Below are 19,136 nucleotides of genomic sequence, written 5' to 3' on the forward strand. Positions count from 1 at the left end.
GGGGGAGAGAGATGTTTTCATTCAGCGATCTGTTTCAGTGGGACCGCTTCATCACGCCGACGATCATCAAGACCTTCTACTGGCTGGTGATCGGCGTGATCTGCCTGTTCGGACTCTCCGGAATCTTCGCCGGTCTCACCGCGATGGCGATCAGCCCGTTCGCCGGTTTCCTGGTCGTGCTGGAATCGATCGCAGGCGTGGTCGTCGGCGTGGTGTTCTCGCGCATCGCCGCGGAACTGATCCTGATCGTGTTCCGCATCAACGAGCATCTCGGCGCCATCAGGGATCAGGGCGGCGGGATGCGATGAGGCGGGCGCAGCTGCCGTAGGGTGGGCAAAGGCGCAACGCGCCGTGCCCACCAGCATTCCGCGATTGAGAGAGGCGGTGGGCACGCTTCCGCCTTCGCCCTTCGAGCTACGGCGGACAAGTCGCTTTGCCCACCCTGCTGCACCGATGAGGCGGGACCTCGTTCTTCACCGCGTATTTACGCGCGGATGACAGGCTCGGCACCGCATGAAAGGCGCGGGACGCCACAAGGGTCAGGAGCGGATTGGTGGGCAAGATCGAGAACCCGGTGCTGCGGGCCGGTGCGCTCCTGTTCTTCGCCTGTCTGCGCGCCTGGCTGACGGTGCGGTACGGGCGCCGGCTCCAGCTCGGACCCGGGATCGTGTTCAAGGGGCGGCTGGTGCTCGGTCGGGGCGTCCGGGTGTCGATCGGTGCGAACTGCCGGATCGGCAAGCGCGTGCTCATCACCGGCCATGGCCAGGTGACGGTCGGCAAGGACACCTTGCTCAATGGCTGCTGGATCGGCTGCGCGCAGAAGGTCGATATCGGGTCGTCCTGCCTGATCAGCGACTGCGACATCGTCGACACGGACTTTCACAACCTTCCCCCGCGGCTTCGGCACGAGCCTGCGGTTGCTCGGGCCGTCGCGCCGGTGCACATCGGGGACAATGTCTGGGTGGGCGCGCGCTCGATCGTGCTCAAGGGAGTGACGATCGGCGACCACTCGGTCGTGGGCGCCGGAGCGGTGGTGCGCGAGGACGTCCCACCCCGCGTGGTCGTCGCCGGAAACCCCGCGGCGGTCGTCAGGCAGTTCCGCGACGACGAATAGGCACGGACGCGGGCTCTGCGCGTCATCAGCGCGGCGCGGTGCAGCGAGGTTCGTCATTCCGGGGCGCGCGTAGCGCGAACCCGGAATCCATCGAGCGTCAGAGTGGATCGTGAAATGGATTCTCAGGTGCGCAATTGCGCACCATAGCTCGCGCCAAGAGGCGCGCCCCGGAATGACAGCGAGCCCTTACGTATTAAACCTGAAATGCATCACGTCGCCGTCGGCGACGACGTATTCCTTGCCTTCGAGGCGAAGCTTGCCGGCATCGCGGGCGCCGGCTTCGCCGCCGAGCGCGACGTAGTCGTCATAGGCAATCGTCTCGGCGCGGATGAAGCCCTTTTCGAAATCGGTGTGGATCACGCCGGCCGCGCCCGGCGCCTTGGTGCCGCGATGGATGGTCCAGGCGCGTGCTTCCTTCGGGCCCACCGTGAAATAGGTGATGAGCTCGAGCAGCTTGTAGCCGGCGCGGATCAGACGATCCAGACCCGCTTCTTCGAGACCCAGCGTCTCCAGGAAGTCGGCACGCTCCTCGCGCGAGATCGTCGCGATCTCGGATTCGATCTTGGCGGAGATGACTACGGCAACCGCGCCCTCCTTGGCCGCCTGCTCCTCGACCGCCTTGGAGAAGGCGTTGCCGGTGGCCGCCGAGCCTTCCTCGACGTTGCAGACGTAGAGGACCGGCTTTGACGACAAGAGGCCGAGCATCGAGAACGCCCGCTCCTCTTCGGCCTTGCGCTCGACGAGGCGCGCGGGCTTGCCCTCGCGCAGCAGCACCAGCGTGCGGTTGACGAGGTCGAGCTGCTCCTTGGCGTCCTTGTCGTTGCCCTTGGCTTTCTTGGTCAGATTGTCGACGCGCTTCTCGAGGCTGTCGAGGTCGGCGAGCATCAGCTCGGTCTCGATGGTCTCGATATCGGCAAGCGGTGCGATCTTGCCCTCGACATGGGTGATGTCGGAATCCTCGAAGCAGCGCACGACATGCACGATGGCGTCGACCTCGCGGATATTGGCGAGGAACTGGTTGCCGAGGCCTTCACCCTTGGACGCGCCGCGCACGAGGCCCGCGATATCGACGAAGGTCAGCCGGGTCGGAATGATCTGGCCCGACTTGGCGATCGCCGCCAGCTTGTCGAGCCGCGGATCCGGCACGGCGACCTCGCCGACATTAGGCTCGATGGTGCAGAACGGATAGTTCGCAGCTTGCGCCGCGGCCGTCTCGGTCAGCGCGTTGAACAAGGTCGACTTGCCGACATTGGGCAATCCGACGATTCCGCATTTGAATCCCATAGCCGTCCTCTATCCGTATTCGTCATGGCCGGGCTTGACCCGGCCATCCACGACTTTGACTTGCTGCACCAAGAACGTGGATGCCCGGGACAAGCCCGGGGCATGACGGAGAAGGTGGTCTATTCCTTGCCGTTCTCGTCCTTGGTCAAAAATCCCTTCGCCTGCATCGCCAGATGCACCCGGTTGGCGAAGGTCGCGTCAGTGCCCTTGGCGATCAGTGCGGCGTGCTCGGCCACCGCCTCGCAGAGCGTCGTCACCCACTCATTGTCGGCCTTGGCGAAGTCCGACAGCACGTGGCCGTGCACCAGCTCCTTGACGCCGGGATGACCGATGCCGAGCCTGACACGGCGATACTCGTTGCCGATATGCGCCGAGATCGAGCGCAGGCCGTTGTGGCCGGCGATGCCGCCGCCGATCTTCACCCGCACCTTGCCCGGCGGCAGCTCGAGCTCGTCGTGAAACACCGTGGTATCAGCAGGCGCGATCTTGAAGAAGCTCGCCGCTTCCTGAACGCTGCGGCCGGACTCGTTCATGTAGGTCGTGGGCTTGAGCAGGATGACGCGCTCAGGTCCGAGGGTGCCTTCCGACGTCTCGCCCTGAAAACGACGGCGCCATGGTGAAAAACCATGACGCCGCGCAATCTCGTCGACGGCCATGAAGCCGATATTGTGCCGGTTACGTGCGAATTTCGCGCCGGGATTGCCGAGCCCAACAAAGAGTCGCATGACGCGGCGCGCCCCTCAGCCGGCACGCGATCGAAGACCGCGCACCAGCTCGTCTGAAGGATTACTTCTTCTTGTCGCCGCCGGCCGGAGCCTTGGCAGCAGCAGCCGGAGCAGCAGCACCCGCAGCCGGAGCCGCGCCAGCCGCCGGAGCAGCAGCGCTCGCAGCCGGAGCCGCGCCACCAGCAGCCGCCGCAGCCGCGGCCTTCTGCTCTTCGGCGTAGCCGGACGGCGGCACGATGGTGACGAGGGTCGCGTCCTCGCGGGTCAGCGCCTTCACGCCGGCCGGAAGCTTGATGTCCGACAAATGCAGCGAGTAACCGATTTCGAGCGCGCCGACGTCGGCCTCGAGGAACTGCGGGATGTTCTCGACCGAGCACTCGAGATCGATGGCGTGGGCGACAATGTTGACGGTGCCGCCGCGCTTCACGCCCGGGGAGGTTTCCGCCTTCACGATGTGCAGGGGCACGCTGATGCGGATGGTGGCGCCTTCGCCGAGCCGCATGAAGTCGACATGGATCGGGAAGTCCTTGACCGGATCGAGGTGGTAGTCGCGCGGAATCACGCGGTGCTTCTTGCCCTCGAGCTCGATGTCGACCAGCGTGGTCAGGAACCGGCCGGCGAGGATGCGCTGGCGCAGTTCACGATCTGCAATCGAGATCGTCAGCGGGGGCTGGTTGTTGCCATAGATCACTCCGGGCACGCGCCCGGCGCGACGCTCAGCCCGGGCGGCCCCCTTGCCGCTCTTCGGACGTGCGGTCGCCTTCAATTCCTTGACGGTCGTCGCCATAGTCTAAGTCCTTGTTTTTGCAAAAGTTAATGGGCCGCAGCGCGGCCCATGGCATGGTCCACAGCAAGCCTCCAGGGGTGCGGGGGCCGTGAACGTGGCGGGCTTTTACCCGGAAGATGCGGAAATGACAAGGAGAATGGGCGGGCGGGCTCACCCGAATCTGCCGTCATTCCGGGGCGGTCGCGGCAGCGACCGAACCCGGAATCTCGAGATTCCGGGTTCGATGCGACGCGCATCGCCCCGGAATGACGGCAAGCGGCGCTACCCGCCGAGCTTGGCCTCCAGCGCCGCGATGCGCGCCTTCAGGGCTTCGTTCTCCTCGCGGGCCAGGCGGGCCATGTCCTTGACCGCTTCGAACTCCTCGCGCTTGACCAGGTCCATGTCGCGCAGGAATTTTTCGGCCTGGTTGCGCATGACAGTGTCGAACTCGCGCTTGACGCCCTGGGCCGCACCGGCGGCATCGTTCATCATGCGGCCGATCTCGTCGAAAAACCGGTTGGTGGTCTGGGTCATGTCGGTCTCCTGATCGGTGGCGGCCCCGATAAACTTTGCGCGAACGCACCAAAAGACAATGGCAATCTGCGGTGACGGGTTCAAGGGCCGTGCCGCGGTATCCTTGTCATGCCCCGGTTTCCTTGCAATCGTATTCAACGTCCCTGCATGTCAGGGAATCACAAGGCGGAAAGACATGATCGAGCAGCAGATCGCTATTCCCACCAAGGACGGCCACACCGCGACCTTCATCGTCCATCCCGAGCGCGGTGGACCGTTCCCGGTCATCCTGTTCTACATGGACGCGCCGGCGATCCGCGAAGAACTGCGCGACATGGCGCGGCGCCTTGCGACCTCGGGCTATTACGTGATGCTGCCGAACCTCTATTACCGCTCCGGCGTGATGGAGCTCGGCGCGCTGCCGGCCGATCCGAACGCACCGGAGCGCAAGCGCATGTTTGCGCTGATGAGCTCGTTGACCATCCCCCTGATCATGGACGACACGCGTGCGCTGCTCACTTACGCCGAAGGCCAGACGGCCGCGAACACCAAAATCGTCGGCACCGTCGGCTACTGCATGAGCGGCCGCTACGCCGTGAACGCCGCCACGCATTTCCCTGAAAGCGTCAAGGCCGCCGCCTCGGTCTACGGCACGCAGCTTGCGACCGACCAGGCCGACAGCCCGCATCTGGCGGCCGGCAAGACCAAGGCCGAGCTCTATTTCGCCTGCGCCGAGACCGACATCTACGCGCCGACCGAGATCATCGAGCAGGTCAAGCAGGGCATGAAGGACGCGAAGGCCGAGGTCGAGATCTATCCCGGCACCCATCACGGCTTCGCCTTCCCCAAGCGTCCGGTCTATGACCGCGACGCTGCCGAGCGGCATTGGGAGCGGCTGCTGGCGCTCTATCGCCGTAATCTCGTTTAAATCTAGAAGGCCTGATGCTTTTCCTGCTGATCGACTTCCCCAAATTCAACCCGATCGCCCTCGAGATCGGGCCGTTCGCGATCCGCTGGTATGCGCTGGCCTATATCGGCGGCATCGTCATCGGCTGGCTCTATGCGCGCTCTCTGCTGAAGAACGAGCGGCTGTGGGGCGGCCCTGCGCCGATGTCGCTGCTGCAGATCGACGACTTCATCCTCTGGGTTACGCTCGGCATCATCCTGGGCGGCCGCACCGGCTACGTGCTGTTCTACAACCTGCCCTTCTTCATCGATCATCCTGCCGCGATCTTCCGGCTGTGGGAGGGCGGCATGTCGTTCCATGGCGGCTTCCTCGGCTGCGTCGTCGCGGTGATGTGGTTTGCCTATCGCAATGGCATCTCGATCCTCTCGCTTGGCGACATCACCACCGCGGTTGCCCCGATCGGGCTGCTGCTCGGCCGGATCGCCAATTTCATCAACGGCGAATTATGGGGGCGCGCCGCCGATGCGAACCTGCCCTGGGCGATGATCTTCCCCAACGATCCCTCGCACCTGCCACGCCATCCGAGCCAGCTCTACGAAGCCGGCATGGAGGGCATCCTGCTGTTCACCGTGCTCGCGATCATGATCCGCCTCGGTGCGCTGAAGCGCCCGGGCATGATCCTCGGCAGCTTCATCCTGATCTACGGCCTGACCCGGATCATCGGCGAGCATTTCCGCGAGCCGGACGTCCAGCTCGGATTCCTCTGGGGCGGGTTAACCATGGGCATGCTGTTGTCGATCCCGATGCTTATCGTCGGCAGCATACTTATTGTAATGGCTGTCCGGCGCGGTGCGCCCAAGCCCGCCACCTCCATTCGTTAATTCATTTCGAGACAACAGCTCGTGACCGAACAGGCACTGCTCAACGAGATCAAGGCACTGATCAAATCCTCAGGCCCCATGCCGGTCTGGCGATACATGGAGACGTGCCTGATGCATCCGCGCTACGGCTACTACATCTCGCGCGATCCGCTCGGGCGCGAGGGCGACTTCACCACCTCGCCCGAAGTCAGCCAGATGTTCGGCGAGCTCCTGGGGTTGTGGACCGCCTCGGTCTGGAAGCAGATGGGCTCGCCGCCATTCCTGCGGCTGATCGAACTCGGCCCCGGCCGCGGCACCATGATGGCGGACGCGCTGCGCGCGCTGCGCGTGCTGCCGCCGCTCTATCAGGGGCTCAGCATTCATCTGGTCGAGGTCAATCCGGTGCTGCGCGAGCGACAACAGGCGACGTTGTCGGGCGTGCGCAACAGCATCACCTGGCACGACAGCATCGACGACGTGCCTGATGGTCCCAGCGTCATCCTCGCCAACGAATATTTCGACGTGCTGCCGATCCACCAGATGATGAAGCGCGAGGACGGCTGGCATGAGCGCGTGATCGAGATCGACCCCAACGGCAAGCTCCAGTTCGGCGCGGCATCCGAGCCGACGCCCCGCTTCGACGTGCTGCTGCCGCCTTTGGTGCGGGCGGCGCCGGTCGGCGCGGTGTTCGAATGGCGGCCCGATACGGAGATCATGAAGCTTGCCTCTCGCGTGCGCGACCAGGACGGCGCCGCGCTGATCATCGATTACGGCCATTTGCGCAGCGATGCCGGCGACACCTTCCAGGCCATCGCCCGCCACACCTTCACCGATCCCTTGAAGGCGCCTGGCCAGGCCGACGTCACCGCCCATGTCGACTTCCAGGCGCTGGCGCGGGCAGCCGAGGACGTCGGCGCGCGCGTGCACGGGCCGGTGACGCAGAGCGACTTCCTCAAACGGGTCGGCATCGACACCCGCGCGGCCGCGCTGATGCAGAAGGCGACGCCTGAAGTTGCGACCGACATTTCCGTGGCGCTGAAGCGGCTGACCGATACCGGGCGCGGCGGCATGGGCTCGATGTTCAAGGTGCTCGGCATCTCCGAACCAAGATTGACGGGCCTTGCCGGCCTCAGCGATCTCGAACAGGCCGGAGGCAATTGATGACCCTGACTTCGTCACTGCTGTCGGCCGTGCCCGGCCTGCGCCATTCCTTCTTCACGCGCGAGGGCGGCGTCTCCAGCGGCATCTATTCCGCGCTCAATGGCGGGCTCGGCTCCAACGACGATCAGGCCCTTGTCGCCGAGAACCGCCGCCGCATGGCCGAGCATGTCGGCGTCGCGGCCGACCGCTTCATCAGCCTGCATCAGATCCATTCGCCCGACGTGCTCGTCGCCGACGCACCCTGGCCGAGCGGGCAGCGGCCGAAGGGCGATGCGCTGGTCACCAAAACCCCGGGCATCGCACTCGGCGTCTCCACCGCCGATTGCGGCCCGGTGCTGTTCGTCGATCCCAACGCGCGGGTCATCGGCGGCGCTCATGCCGGCTGGAAGGGTGCACTGACCGGCGTGCTGGAATCCACTGTTGCAGCGATGGAGAAGCTGGGTGCCACGCGCGGCGGCATCATCGCCGCGATCGGGCCCTTGATCCGACAGGAGAGCTACGAGGTCGGCAACGAGTTCGTCGCCCGCTTCATCGAGGCGGATGCGGAGAATGCGATGTTCTTTATTCCATCTGTACGCGAGGGCCATGCGATGTTCGATCTCGCCGGCTTCATCCGCAAGCGGCTCGAAGGTGCCGGCATCCTGATGATCGACGACCTGGGTCTCGACACCTACGCCGACGAACGCTTCTTCAGCTATCGCCGCTCGGTGCACCGCAAGGAGCCGGATTACGGCCGGCACATTCACGCGATCGCGCTGGAAGGGTGAACACAACAAAAACCCCGTGTCATTCCGGGGCGGCTCGAAGAGCCGAACCCGGAATCTCGAGATTCCGGGTTCGATGCTGCGCATCGCCCCGGAATGACAGTGGGATGTTTCGCGCCCGCCCTAGACCTTAATCGATTTTAACGATATCGCTGCCCTCAATGAGGGAAGCGTCATCCAACTTGCGCCGTGCCGGCTCGCGCGTGCTGGCGGCCATGCTGCTGGCAGCAGCGACCGCGCTGGCCGGCTGTGCCGGTGGCAACGCGCCCGCCAATTCCTATGCGATGGCAACACCGAGCGCCGGCTCCGGGGCGACGGTGGCCTTCGAATCCATCGACGGGCCGCCGCCGCAGGTGTTCGATCGCATGGTCGGCGTGCTCGACAGCGAATCGAAGCTGCGCAACCTGTCCGTTGTTTCCCGCGAAGGGACGGCTGCCTATCGCGTGCGCAGCTACCTCTCCGCCCAAATCGTGCGCGGCAAGACCGTGATCGCCTGGGTCTGGGACGTCTACGACGCCAACCAGCAGCGGGCGCTGCGTCTCTCCGGCGAGGAACCGACCGCGGCCAAGGGCGGCAAGGATCCCTGGACTGCCGCGGACGACCTCGTGCTGCGGAAGATCGCCCAGGCCGGATTCAGCGGACTTTCCAATATGATCAACGGGACGCCGGATGCCCCTGGCTCGGTTCCGGGCCTGCGCGGCCCCGCGATAGCAAGCGTGACGCCTGGGGCTCCGGCGCCGGACATGCCGGCCACGGCGCTCGGCTACGCCCAGCAATAACCACCGCGAAACCACAGGCCCAACTATTGGCCAAACCGTTGGCCCGACTCAGGATTTCGGAGGGAAAACGTAGCATCCCGGGTTGCCATTGCGGCCTCTCGCCTGATATTTCCTCGCCCGTCGTAACCGTGCTGCCAGTGGGTATTCTCTGATGTTGAACGTCGTATCCAGCAAAGCGCGGGAGGAAGCGTCCATGTCGGCCAAGAACGGCTCCATCAAGCTTGTCGCCGGCAACTCCAATCCGGCCCTCGCCCAAGCCATCGCGCAGGGCCTCGACGTGCCGCTGACCAAGGCGGTGGTCCGGCGCTTCGCCGACATGGAGATCTTCGTCGAGGTCCAGGAGAACATCCGCGGCTCGGATGCCTTCATCATCCAATCGACCTCGTTTCCGGCGAACGACAATCTGATGGAGCTCTTGATCATCACCGACGCGCTGCGCCGCTCCTCGGCGCGCCGCATCACCGCAGTGATCCCCTATTTCGGCTATGCCAGGCAGGATCGCCGCTCCGGCTCGCGCACGCCGATCTCGGCCAAGCTCGTCGCCAATCTGATCACCCATGCCGGCGTCGACCGCGTCATGACGCTCGACCTGCATGCCGGCCAGATCCAGGGCTTCTTCGATATCCCGACCGACAATTTGTTCGCCGCCCCCGTGATGGTGCGCGACATCCGCGAACGTTTCGACCTCGGCAAGGTGATGGTGGTCTCGCCTGATGTCGGCGGCGTGGCCCGCGCCCGCGGACTCGCCAAGCGCATCAACACCCCGCTCGCGATCGTCGACAAACGCCGTGAACGCCCGGGTGAGTCCGAAGTCATGAACGTGATCGGCGACGTCTCCGGCTACAGCTGCATCCTGGTCGACGACATCGTCGATTCCGGCGGCACGCTGGTGAACGCAGCCGATGCGCTGATCGCCAAGGGCGCCAAGGAGGTCTACGCCTACATCACCCACGGCGTGCTCTCCGGCGGCGCGGCCGCCCGCATCGCCGGCTCGAAGCTGAAAGAGCTCGTCATCACCGACTCGATCCTGGCGACGGAAGCGGTGACCAAGGCGCCGAACATCCGCACGCTGCCGATCGCCAGCCTGATCTCCGACGCGATCGCGCGCACCGCCGCGGAAGAGTCAGTGTCGAGCCTGTTCGACTGATTTTTCCCCGATCCGGAAGGTCTCGTAGGGTGGGCAAAGGCGCAAAGCGCCGTGCCCACCTTTTGTTTTTGGTGGGCACACTTCCACCTTCGCTCTTCGAGCTACGGCGGAAGCTTTGCCCACCCTACGATCTGGCGCTACGACCTCCGCGCCCTGGTCCGCATACCCCCGCGGGTTGTTGCCGGGCGCCGCCCATGACATCATCGTGACATCGAGTCATCTCTGCGCTCTGGATACAAGATGCCCCGCCGGAAATTCGCTTGGGAAAAACTGTCGGATGACGAGTTGCTCCAGCAGCGCCTCTCCAGCCTGAGGGTTACGGTCGAAGGCACCTGGCTCGAGGATTGTGTCGCCACACTGCACGAAGAGCTCGACGAGCGCGGCATCCGGCTGCGGCCGCACACATGGATCTCGAGCGAATGGTTCAGTCCGGGAGACGTGCCCGGCATCGCGATTCCTTTCTATCTCGCTCATCCGCGCCTGATGAAGCTCGAGAAGAAGATGATGTTCGACGTCGAGGGCGGCACCTGGCGCGAGTGCATGGCCATCCTCCGCCACGAGGCCGGCCATGCCATCCAGCACGGCTTCCAATTGCAGCGGCGCCGGCGCTGGCAGCAACTGTTCGGGCCGTCGTCGAAGCACTATCCGCGCTACTACCGGCCCAATCCGGCGAGCCGGCGCTACGTCCAGCATTTGCGGCTGTGGTACGCGCAGAGCCACCCGGACGAGGATTTCGCCGAGACATTTGCGGTGTGGCTGCGCCCGCGCTCGAACTGGCGGACGCGATATGAGGGCTGGCCGGCGCTGAAGAAGCTCGAATATGTCGACGAGCTGATGGGCGAGATCGCTGGAAAACGTCCGCTGATCACGACGCGCGAGCGCGTCGATCCCCTCAGCCAGCTCAGCCAGACGCTCGAGGAGCACTACAAGAAGAAGCAGGCGTTCTACGCTTTTACGCCGCCGAAGACCTACGACCGCGACCTCTCGCGGCTGTTTTCCACCGATCCACGGCATCATCGCTCGAAGCCTGCTTCGAGCCTGATCAGGCGGCACCGCGCCCAGATCAGACGGCTGGTCGCGCGATGGACCGGCGAGAACCAGCTCACGCTCGATGCCGTGCTCGACGACATGATCTCCCGCTGCCGCGAGCTGGACCTGCGCGCGGTGGGATCCGAACAGAAGCTCGTTCTCGATTTCACTGTCCTCGTGACCGCCAAGACGATGCACGCGCTGTTCGGCCCGTCTCGGCGCAAATGGATCGCGCTATGAGACGACTCCGTATTCTCGTGCTGATGCATCCGGATTTCATGCCGCCGGACTCCTCCGATGGATACACGCCGCAGGAAATCAACAACTGGAAAACGGAATACGACGTCGTCAGCACATTGCGCGCGGCCGGTCATGAGGTCCGTCCGCTTGGCGCGCAGGAGGAAATCAGGCCGGTCCGTGTAGCGATCGAGGAGTTCAAGCCGCACGTGGTCTTCACGCTGCTGGAGGAATTCCACTACAACGTCGCCTACGACCAGCACATCGCCAGCTACCTCGAACTGATGAAGGTGCCTTATACCGGCTGCAATCCGCGCGGCCTGATCCTGGCGCGCGGCAAGGACCTGTCCAAGACGCTGGTGCATCACCGCCGCATCGCCGCACCCGCCTTCGCCGTCTTCCCGATGCGCCGCAAGGTGAAACGCCCGAAACATCTTGCGCTGCCGCTGATCGTCAAGGCCCTCAACATGGACGGCTCTTTCGGCATCTCGCAGGCCTCGATCGTCGACACCGACGAGAAGCTCGCCGAACGCGTCGCCTTCATCCACGAGCGGGTCGAGACCGCCGCGATCGCCGAGCAATTCATCGAGGGGCGCGAGCTCTATGTCGGCGTGCTCGGCAACAATCGGCTACGCGTGTTGCCGGTGTGGGAATTGAAATTCGGCAGCATGGGCGGGCGCAGCTCACGCCACATCGCCACCGAAAAGGCCAAGCACGACACCGACTATCAGGAACGCCTCGGCATCGTCGACGGGCCGGCGAAAGACCTTGCGCCCGAAGTCACCGCGCGGATCCAGCGCGCCGCGAAACGCATCTACCGGGCGCTTGGTCTCGATGGCTATGCGCGCATCGATTTCCGTCTCGCCGCCGACGGCACGCCGTATTTCATCGAAGCCAATCCCAATCCCGAAATCGCCAAGAGCCAGGAATTCGCCACCGCGGCCCAGCACGACGGGCTGAAATACGGGGATCTGCTCCATCGCATCCTGGCGCTCGGGATCAGCCGGGCGAAAGCGGGCGTGTCTTTGGGTTGAGGGCTTAGCGCGGTTGCTCGCTCCTGCCGCCGCCGGCTTTGCGGACGGCGGCAGGATTGACAACCGGCTACGTGTGACGAGCTGTTTCATCCGTCATCCTGAGGGCGAGGGGCGCGATGCGGAGCATCGTGCCGGGAGCCTCGAAGGATGTACGGGCGAGATGCAGCGGGGCCGTCGCCCTTCGAGGCTCGCCGAAGAGGCGAGCACCTCAGGGTGACGGATTGCGCTCCTCGGGATGAGAAGCGCGACCCGTTGTGCCGCGTCACACAATCCCCGCCGCGACCTGGCCGCGCAGGCGCTCGAGGCCGAGCAACGTCTCGGCACAGGCGGCCGCGACCTCGACGCCCTTGATCGCAAAGTGCCTGCGGAAGAAATCGTAATGCACTTCGGTCTCGTGGAATTGCTGCGGCGTCAGCACGGCCGAGAACACCGGCACCTCGGTGCGGAGCTGCACGTCCATCAGCGCCTTGATCACGGTGTCGGCGACGAATTCGTGGCGATAGATGCCACCGTCAACGACGAGGCCAGCGGCGACGATCGCGGTGTAGCGCCGCGTCTTGGCAAGGACCTGGGCATGCAGCGGGATCTCGAACGAGCCCGGCACCTCGAACACGTCGACATGGGTGAGATGGCGCGCCTCCGCTTCCTTCATGAAGGCGATGCGGGCTTCCGCGACGACGTCGCGGTGCCAGCAGGCCTGCACGAAGGCCACGCGCTGCGGCTTGGCGAAGCGCGGGTGCTCGGTCACGGGAACCGGCGGCTGGGTCTGGGAAGTGTCTGTCTGGGGATCTTGCAGCATCTGATTCATGGCTTTCCTTCAAGGGACCAGAATCAGGGCACACGGAACGACAAACAGCCGCATCTTGCGATGCGTCTGCCACCGACCGTTCTCTTTCATCCGGACTTTAACCGTCGGCTTCGGAGTTGCACCGAATCTGCTGACCCTTCCCTTCAGCAAAAACCTTGGGGAAGGCGCTCGCGGGCTTAGGCCTTTCGGCCCTTACCGCCGGTGGGGACTTTCACCCCGCCCTGAGAACATCGGCCGCCCGGGATTGAGCGACCTGGGCGGAAATATGCCGCCGGTCCGGGGCCGCAGGCAAGCCTGTTCCCTAGCCAAAAACCGCATGGTCCCATGCCGCCAGGGCGGTGCCCCCTCGCCCCGTGGAATTAACGGCTGGCGGTTTTCGGGAATCCGATTCCGGTTTGTTCTCAAGCGTTAACAATTATGGCCGAGATGAGCTGTGGACGAACGAGTCATGGCTTGTGGACGGACTCGCGACCCAGTTGCGCAGATTCCGCAAATCACATCAGTTGATCCGCGACAAGCCCGCGCTGATCCCGGGATCTCAACAGTGGCTCCCAGGGATCGCCTTCAGCGAAATTGAGGGAGCGCGCGCCGGACCAACCGCGTGCGTATCAAAGACAACAAGAAGGCAAGAGGTCGAGACGGCATGTCCCTGCTCGAAGGTACCATCGATTCCCGAAATCACCCGCTTGCGGTGGTCGAGGATATCGCTGCCAGCAACAACTGGCCGTTCGAACGCTCCGGCGAGGACGAGCTGACCATTGTCTCGAAGGGACAATGGACCGACTACCAGATCTCCTTCACCTGGATGGGTGAGATCGAGGCGCTGCATCTGGCCTGCGCATTCGACATGAAGATTCCGCTCGCGCGGCGCGGCGAAGTGCAGAAGCTCGTTGCCGCCGTCAACGAGCAATTGTGGATCGGCCATTTCGACCTCTGGACCAACACCGGCATGATCATGCACCGCCAGGCCCTGGTGCTGCCGGGCGGCCTCACCGCCTCGACCGCGCAATGCGAAGCCATGCTCGCGGGCGCCATCCACGCCTGCGAGCGTTACTTCCCGGCGTTCCAGTTCGTGGTGTGGGCCGGCAAGACCACCGCCCAGGCCATGGACGCGGCGATGTTCGATACGGTCGGCGAGGCGTAGGGCCTCCAAGACGAGAGGGAGCCGCAGCTCCCTCTCCACGTCATCCCGGACAAGCGCGCCCAAAGCGCGCGCAGATCCGGGATCCATACCGCGTGATCTCGCTTGTGGCACGCGGCTTGTTGCTCGGCTCTCCATCCACTAGAACCAGTCGTGGTTATGGGTCCCGGCCCCCGTGCGCAATTGCGCACTAGGCCGGGACGACACCGAATTTGTGGTGACCACAATGGCAAACAGCACTCTCCAAAACATCACCGGCACCATCCTGCTTGCCGGCGCCGGCAAGATGGGCGGCGCAATGCTGACCGGATGGCTGGCCGGCGGGCTCGATCCGCGCCGCGTCGCCGTGATCGATCCGCATCTCTCGCCTGACATCACCGCGCTCGCCGCCCAGGGCGTTGCGCTCAATCCTGATGCGAAGGCGACGGGCTTTGTCGAGACGATGGTCGTCGCGGTGAAACCGCAGATGTTTCGCGAGGCCGGCGCCAAGCTGAAGGCGTTCGTCTCGGACAAGACGTCGGTGGTCTCGATCATGGCGGGAACCACGATTCTCTCGCTCGAGGAGGTCTGCGGCGGCGCTGTGGTGCGCGCGATGCCGAACACGCCGGCTGCGATCGGCCGCGGCATCACGGTCGCGGTTGCTGCGAAGAATGTCAGCGCGGGTCAGCGCGCCCTCGCCGATGCGCTGCTGCGTTCCACCGGCTCGGTCGAGTGGGTCGAGGATGAAGGCCTGATGGATGCGGTGACCGCCGTCTCAGGCTCAGGGCCCGCCTATGTGTTCCTGCTCGCTGAAGAGCTTGCGCGCGCCGGCGTCGAAGCGGGACTGCCGGAAGCCCTGGCCACCAAGCTCGCGCGCGAGACGGTCGCCGGCTCCGGCGAGCTGCTGCACCAGTCGGATCTTCCCTCCGCGACGCTGCGCCAGAACGTCACCTCGCCCGGCGGCACCACGGCCGCCGCCCTCGGCGTGCTGATGGGCGAGCCGGGCCTGCGCGAGCTGATGATCCGCGCCATCGCGGCGGCGACGAAGCGATCGAAGGAGCTCGCGAAGTAAACAGGTGCCGTGGCCGCGTAGGGTGGGTTAGGCGAAGCCGTAACCCACCTCTTCTGTTTCTGCGGCGACAGAAGTGGTGGGTTACGCTAGCGGACCGCGCTTCGCGACCGCGAGCTAACCCACCCTACGGCATCGCGCCCTTGGCTAGGCACCGAGGCGCTTGTTGAACAGCTCGACATTGATGAGCCCGCGCGCGTGGCGGCCTTCGCCGAGCTTGCGCGTCCCCTCGAATGCCTCGACCTCGAAGCGGATCACGCGGCGCTCCACGGCGATCACTTTCGCCGTGGTCCGCACCGTCGCGCCGACCAGCGCGGCGGCGAGATGGCGGATGTCGACCTCGGTGCCGACGGTGACCCAGCCCGGCTGGAGCGCCGAGCGAATCGCATCGCCCGAGGCCATCTCCATTTCCAGGATCATCATCGGGGTCGCGTAGACCATGGGCATGCCCGGCACGAAATGCCCGACTGTGCGCTCGGCCGGCACGACCAGCGTGCGCTCGGCGCTCATGCCGATCTTGATGAAATCGCGTGCGTCCATGGCGCCTGCTCGTCATTCCGGGGCGCGCGACGCGCGAACCCGGAATCCAGAGATTGTCGATCGAGATTCCGGGTTCAGCCCTGACGGGCTGCCCCGGAATGACGCTAACGCGTTACTTTTTCGCCGCCGCCGCGCGCTCCACGAACGTCTTGCCACCCTTCATCTTGTGGCGGAGCGGGGCTTCGTTGATCTGGATGACGACGGCCTCGGCATCGACGCCGAGATTCTTCACCAGCGCCTGGGTGATGTCGCGCATCATGCCGGCCTTCTGCTCGTCGGTGCGGCCTTCGGCCATGCTGACGGTGATCTCAGGCATTGTTGTCTCCCTGCTGCTTCGATATTGCCGTTTCGTCATTGCCGGGCTTGACCCGGCAATCCATCATTTTGAAGATGGATGCGCGGGTCAAGCCCGCGCATGACGAATAGGGCGAATGGCTAGCCCCAGCTCACGTCATGGCGCGCGAGGACCTCGCGCACTTTTGCAACGAGGTCGGCCTCGCTGCAGGAGAATTGCGCTGGCCGCGTCTCGCGCCATTCCTGGTTGGAGGCGATCGCGGCCGCGGCCTTGGCGCCTTCGATCAGATCCTTGATCTGGAGCTCACCGCGCGCCTTTTCATCCGAGCCCTGGATGATCACGCAAGGAGAATTGCGGCGGTCGGCATATTTGAGCTGGTTGCCCATGTTCTTGGGATTGCCGAGATAGAGCTCGGCGCGGATGCCGGCGCTTCGAAGGCTCGCCACCATCTTCTGGTAGTCGGCGACGCGGTCGCGGTCGAACACGGTGACGACGACGGGGCCGACTTCCGGCCGCGTGTCGAGCTTGCCGAGCAGCGTCAGCGCGGCCTGCAAACGCGAAACGCCGATCGAGAAACCAGTCGCCGGTACCGGCTCGCCGCGGAAGCGCGAGACCAGGCCGTCATAGCGACCGCCGCCGCCGACCGAGCCGAAGCGCACGGGGCGGCCCTTGTCGTCCTTGGTGTCGAGCAGCAGTTCGACCTCGTAGACGGGGCCGGTGTAATATTCGAGGCCGCGCACGACGGAGGGATCGATCTTGATGCGGTCGGCGCCGTAACCCGACGCCGTCACCAGTTTTGCAATTTCTTCCAGCTCGCTCACGCCGGCCTGACCGACCGGGCTCTTGGCGAGGTAGGTCTCCGCGGCGGCGATCGCCTCTTTCCAGTCCTCGCGCGGCCTGGTGATGGCGAGAACGACGTCGGCCTCGGCTGCATTCAAATTAGCGCCCTTCGTGAAGTCGCCCTTGCCTTCCTCACCGCCATCCCACCGGCCGGGACCGAGCAGCTTGCGGACTTCGTCAGCGGAAAACTTGTCGAGCTTGTCGATCGCGCGCAGCACGGTCAGGCGGCGCGCCGCATTCTCCTCACCCGCAAGCCCGATCGCCTCGAGAACGCCGTCGAGCACCTTGCGGTTGTTGACCTTCACCACGTACTGACCGCGCGCAACGCCGAGCGCTTCCATCGTGTCCGCCGCCATCATGCAGATCTCGGCATCCGCCGCCGGCGTTGCCGAACCGACCGTGTCGGCATCGAACTGCATGAACTGGCGGAAGCGGCCGGGGCCGGGCTTCTCGTTGCGGAAGACATAGCCGACGCGGTAGCTGCGATAGGGCAGGACCAGACCGTCGGTGCCGTAGCGCTCGCCGACATAGCGGGCCAGCGGCGCGGTCAGATCGTAGCGCAGGCTGATCCACTGCTCGTCGTCGTCCTGGAACGAGAATACGCCCTCGTTCGGACGGTCCTGGTCGGGCAGGAACTTGCCGAGCGCGTCGGTATATTCCATCGCCGGCGTCTCCACCGGCTCGAAGCCGTAGAGCTCGTAGACGGCGCGGATCTTCTCGACCATCTCGCGCGTCGCCCGGATCGCGGCGGGATCGCGATCCTCAAGCCCGCGCGGCAGCCGCGCCTTCAGTTTCTGGGGTTTTTTGGGTTTTTCGGCCATGCGGGCGTTTACCAGCCGACGCGCAATGCGGCAACAGTGGGCCTTTCCCTCTTTCTCGACTGGCGTTCCCCGGATGCTGCGCAACGCGCCGCCTCTTGGCGGGGTGGTGCGCTGCTGATCCGGGGCCCGGCAACTCGCATTCTGGGCCCCGGCTCGCGCTTTCCGCGTCCGGGACACGAGGTCTCAAAACACCTTACGGATCCAGTTGTGCGGATCGTTGGTGCGGCCGTACTGGATGTCGACGAGCTGCTTGCGCAGGCCCATGGCGACGGGACCTGCGGCGCCGCCCGAGATCTCGAAATCGCCGCTGACCGAGCGCACCTTGCCGATCGGCGAGATCACCGCCGCGGTGCCGCAGGCGAAGGCTTCCTTCAGCCGGCCTGAGGCCGCATCCTTGCGCCACTGATCCAGCGAGTACGGCTCCTCGCGCACGGTCTTTCCGGCATCGCGGGCGAGCGCGATGATGGAGTCGCGGGTGATGCCGGGCAGGATGGTGCCGAGCGGCGGCGTCGAGAGCGAGCCGTCGTCGAACACGAAGAACACGTTCATGCCGCCGAGTTCCTCGATATAGCGGCGCTCGACCGCATCGAGGAACACGACCTGATCGCAGCCGTGCTGGATCGCCTCGGCCTGCGCGCGCAGGCTCGCCGCATAGTTGCCGCCGCATTTGACCGCACCGGTGCCGCCGACCGCGGCGCGCGTGTAGTTCTCCGAAACCCAGATCGAAACAGGCGCGGGGCCGCCCTTGAAATAAGAGCCGACGGGCGAGGCGATCACCGCAAAGATATATTCGGACGACGGCTTGACGCCGAGGAAGGTCTCGCTCGCGATCATGAATGGCCGCAGATAAAGGCTGCCCTCGCCGCCCGGCATCCAGGCGCGATCGATGCGCACGACCTGCTCGACCGCCTCGATGAAGACGTCCTCCGGCAATTGCGCCATCGCCATGCGATCGGCGGAATCCTTGAAGCGGCGCGCATTGGCGTCAGGGCGGAACAGGTTCACGCCTCCGTCGTCGCGCTTATAGGCCTTGAGGCCTTCGAAAATTTCCTGGGCGTAGTGCAGCACCGCGCCGGCCGGATCGATCTGGAAATTGGCGCGCGCCTCGATCTTCGCCTCGTACCAGCCGCCCTTGGCCTGGTTGTAGCGGACCACGGCCATGTGGTCGGTGAAGACGCGTCCGAAGCCGGGATCCACCAGCTTGGCGACCCGGTCCTTCTCGGGCGTCGGATTGGATGCGGGCTGGATGTCGAATTTCATGCTCATGTCCTTGCCTCCCGCTGCCGGTGGCGGCGCTGTTCTGGCGCCGGCCGCCCCTGTTTG

The 19,136-nt window shown here is 64.9% G+C and carries 21 protein-coding genes and 1 riboswitch; of the genes, 12 read left to right on the forward strand and 9 right to left on the reverse strand.

What is annotated here, in order from left to right:
* Window positions 1–11 precede the first annotated feature (11 nt).
* Entirely contained in the window at window positions 12–308 is a 297-nt protein-coding gene (locus tag XH98_RS28255; protein ID WP_092230128.1) for a DUF4282 domain-containing protein, read from the forward strand.
* 245 nt (window positions 309–553) lie between these two features.
* Complete coding sequence (locus XH98_RS28260; protein WP_271600644.1) at window positions 554–1,114, forward strand: acyltransferase; 561 nt, start codon at window positions 554–556, stop codon at window positions 1,112–1,114.
* A gap of 186 nt (window positions 1,115–1,300) precedes the next feature.
* On the opposite strand, the gene ychF is transcribed toward XH98_RS28260, so the two are convergent.
* The 4 genes from ychF to XH98_RS28280 form a co-directional block, all read right to left on the reverse strand.
* Window positions 1,301–2,398: a redox-regulated ATPase YchF gene (ychF, locus tag XH98_RS28265; RefSeq protein ID WP_057741581.1), complete on the reverse strand. Its 1,098-nt coding sequence runs from the start codon at window positions 2,396–2,398 to the stop codon at window positions 1,301–1,303.
* Between the two features lie 119 nt (window positions 2,399–2,517).
* Window positions 2,518–3,123, reverse strand: a complete 606-nt coding sequence (gene pth, locus XH98_RS28270) for an aminoacyl-tRNA hydrolase (RefSeq protein WP_271600645.1) — start codon at window positions 3,121–3,123, stop codon at window positions 2,518–2,520.
* A 61-nt stretch (window positions 3,124–3,184) separates the two neighbouring features.
* Entirely contained in the window at window positions 3,185–3,910 is a 726-nt protein-coding gene (locus XH98_RS28275; RefSeq protein WP_271620573.1) for a 50S ribosomal protein L25/general stress protein Ctc, read from the reverse strand.
* A 261-nt stretch (window positions 3,911–4,171) separates the two neighbouring features.
* Window positions 4,172–4,423, reverse strand: coding sequence for an accessory factor UbiK family protein (locus XH98_RS28280; protein WP_057741966.1), 252 nt, complete (start codon window positions 4,421–4,423; stop codon window positions 4,172–4,174).
* Window positions 4,424–4,598: 175 nt separating this feature from the next.
* Here XH98_RS28280 and XH98_RS28285 point away from each other — a divergent pair, with 175 nt between their 5' ends.
* The 8 genes from XH98_RS28285 to XH98_RS28320 all read left to right on the forward strand — a co-directional run bounded on the left by XH98_RS28285 (window position 4,599) and on the right by XH98_RS28320 (window position 12,320).
* A complete protein-coding gene (locus XH98_RS28285; protein WP_271620574.1) occupies window positions 4,599–5,330 on the forward strand; it encodes a dienelactone hydrolase family protein in 732 nt (243 codons plus the stop codon).
* Window positions 5,331–5,344: 14 nt separating this feature from the next.
* Window positions 5,345–6,190 (forward strand): prolipoprotein diacylglyceryl transferase, encoded by an 846-nt coding sequence (gene lgt, locus XH98_RS28290; protein WP_271600647.1) that lies wholly within the window; start codon window positions 5,345–5,347, stop codon window positions 6,188–6,190.
* Window positions 6,191–6,211: 21 nt separating this feature from the next.
* On the forward strand, window positions 6,212–7,330 hold the full coding sequence (locus XH98_RS28295) for a class I SAM-dependent methyltransferase (RefSeq protein ID WP_271620575.1): 1,119 nt from the start codon (window positions 6,212–6,214) through the stop codon (window positions 7,328–7,330).
* Window positions 7,330–8,097: a peptidoglycan editing factor PgeF gene (pgeF, locus tag XH98_RS28300; protein ID WP_271620576.1), complete on the forward strand. Its 768-nt coding sequence runs from the start codon at window positions 7,330–7,332 to the stop codon at window positions 8,095–8,097. Before XH98_RS28295 ends, pgeF begins: the two co-directional genes overlap by 1 nt.
* Before the next feature lie 158 nt (window positions 8,098–8,255).
* Window positions 8,256–8,873, forward strand: coding sequence for a hypothetical protein (locus tag XH98_RS28305; RefSeq protein ID WP_271620577.1), 618 nt, complete (start codon window positions 8,256–8,258; stop codon window positions 8,871–8,873).
* A gap of 193 nt (window positions 8,874–9,066) precedes the next feature.
* Window positions 9,067–10,020, forward strand: coding sequence for a ribose-phosphate pyrophosphokinase (locus tag XH98_RS28310; RefSeq protein WP_057741970.1), 954 nt, complete (start codon window positions 9,067–9,069; stop codon window positions 10,018–10,020).
* Window positions 10,021–10,260: 240 nt separating this feature from the next.
* Complete coding sequence (locus XH98_RS28315) at window positions 10,261–11,289, forward strand: putative zinc-binding metallopeptidase (protein WP_057741601.1); 1,029 nt, start codon at window positions 10,261–10,263, stop codon at window positions 11,287–11,289.
* On the forward strand, window positions 11,286–12,320 hold the full coding sequence (locus XH98_RS28320) for a D-alanine--D-alanine ligase family protein (RefSeq protein ID WP_271600651.1): 1,035 nt from the start codon (window positions 11,286–11,288) through the stop codon (window positions 12,318–12,320). Before XH98_RS28315 ends, XH98_RS28320 begins: the two co-directional genes overlap by 4 nt.
* 262 nt (window positions 12,321–12,582) lie before the next feature.
* Here XH98_RS28320 and XH98_RS28325 read toward each other — a convergent pair whose 3' ends face one another.
* On the reverse strand, window positions 12,583–13,128 hold the full coding sequence (locus tag XH98_RS28325; protein ID WP_271600652.1) for a 6,7-dimethyl-8-ribityllumazine synthase: 546 nt from the start codon (window positions 13,126–13,128) through the stop codon (window positions 12,583–12,585).
* A gap of 74 nt (window positions 13,129–13,202) precedes the next feature.
* A riboswitch (FMN riboswitch) is annotated at window positions 13,203–13,361 on the reverse strand.
* Between the two features lie 410 nt (window positions 13,362–13,771).
* On the opposite strand from XH98_RS28325, the gene XH98_RS28330 reads away from it, so the two are divergent.
* Together XH98_RS28330 and proC are read left to right on the forward strand one after the other, a co-directional pair.
* Window positions 13,772–14,272, forward strand: coding sequence for a YbjN domain-containing protein (locus XH98_RS28330; RefSeq protein ID WP_271620578.1), 501 nt, complete (start codon window positions 13,772–13,774; stop codon window positions 14,270–14,272).
* Between the two features lie 223 nt (window positions 14,273–14,495).
* Window positions 14,496–15,320, forward strand: coding sequence for a pyrroline-5-carboxylate reductase (proC, locus tag XH98_RS28335; protein WP_271620579.1), 825 nt, complete (start codon window positions 14,496–14,498; stop codon window positions 15,318–15,320).
* A 144-nt stretch (window positions 15,321–15,464) separates the two neighbouring features.
* On the opposite strand, the gene XH98_RS28340 is transcribed toward proC, so the two are convergent.
* From XH98_RS28340 to XH98_RS28355, 4 genes are all read right to left on the reverse strand, one after another.
* Window positions 15,465–15,857: a thioesterase family protein gene (locus tag XH98_RS28340; RefSeq protein WP_271600654.1), complete on the reverse strand. Its 393-nt coding sequence runs from the start codon at window positions 15,855–15,857 to the stop codon at window positions 15,465–15,467.
* Between the two features lie 112 nt (window positions 15,858–15,969).
* Window positions 15,970–16,212 (reverse strand): tautomerase family protein, encoded by a 243-nt coding sequence (locus XH98_RS28345; protein ID WP_083513895.1) that lies wholly within the window; start codon window positions 16,210–16,212, stop codon window positions 15,970–15,972.
* An 80-nt stretch (window positions 16,213–16,292) separates the two neighbouring features.
* On the reverse strand, window positions 16,293–17,813 hold the full coding sequence (gene hisS, locus XH98_RS28350; RefSeq protein ID WP_271620580.1) for a histidine--tRNA ligase: 1,521 nt from the start codon (window positions 17,811–17,813) through the stop codon (window positions 16,293–16,295).
* Window positions 17,814–17,996: 183 nt separating this feature from the next.
* Window positions 17,997–19,079, reverse strand: coding sequence for a branched-chain amino acid aminotransferase (locus XH98_RS28355; RefSeq protein WP_271620581.1), 1,083 nt, complete (start codon window positions 19,077–19,079; stop codon window positions 17,997–17,999).
* Between the last annotated feature and the right edge of the window lie 57 nt (window positions 19,080–19,136).

It is taken from the genome of Bradyrhizobium sp. CCBAU 51745 (assembly GCF_028128715.1).
In the GTDB taxonomy this organism is placed as follows: Bacteria; Pseudomonadota; Alphaproteobacteria; order Rhizobiales; family Xanthobacteraceae; genus Bradyrhizobium; species Bradyrhizobium manausense.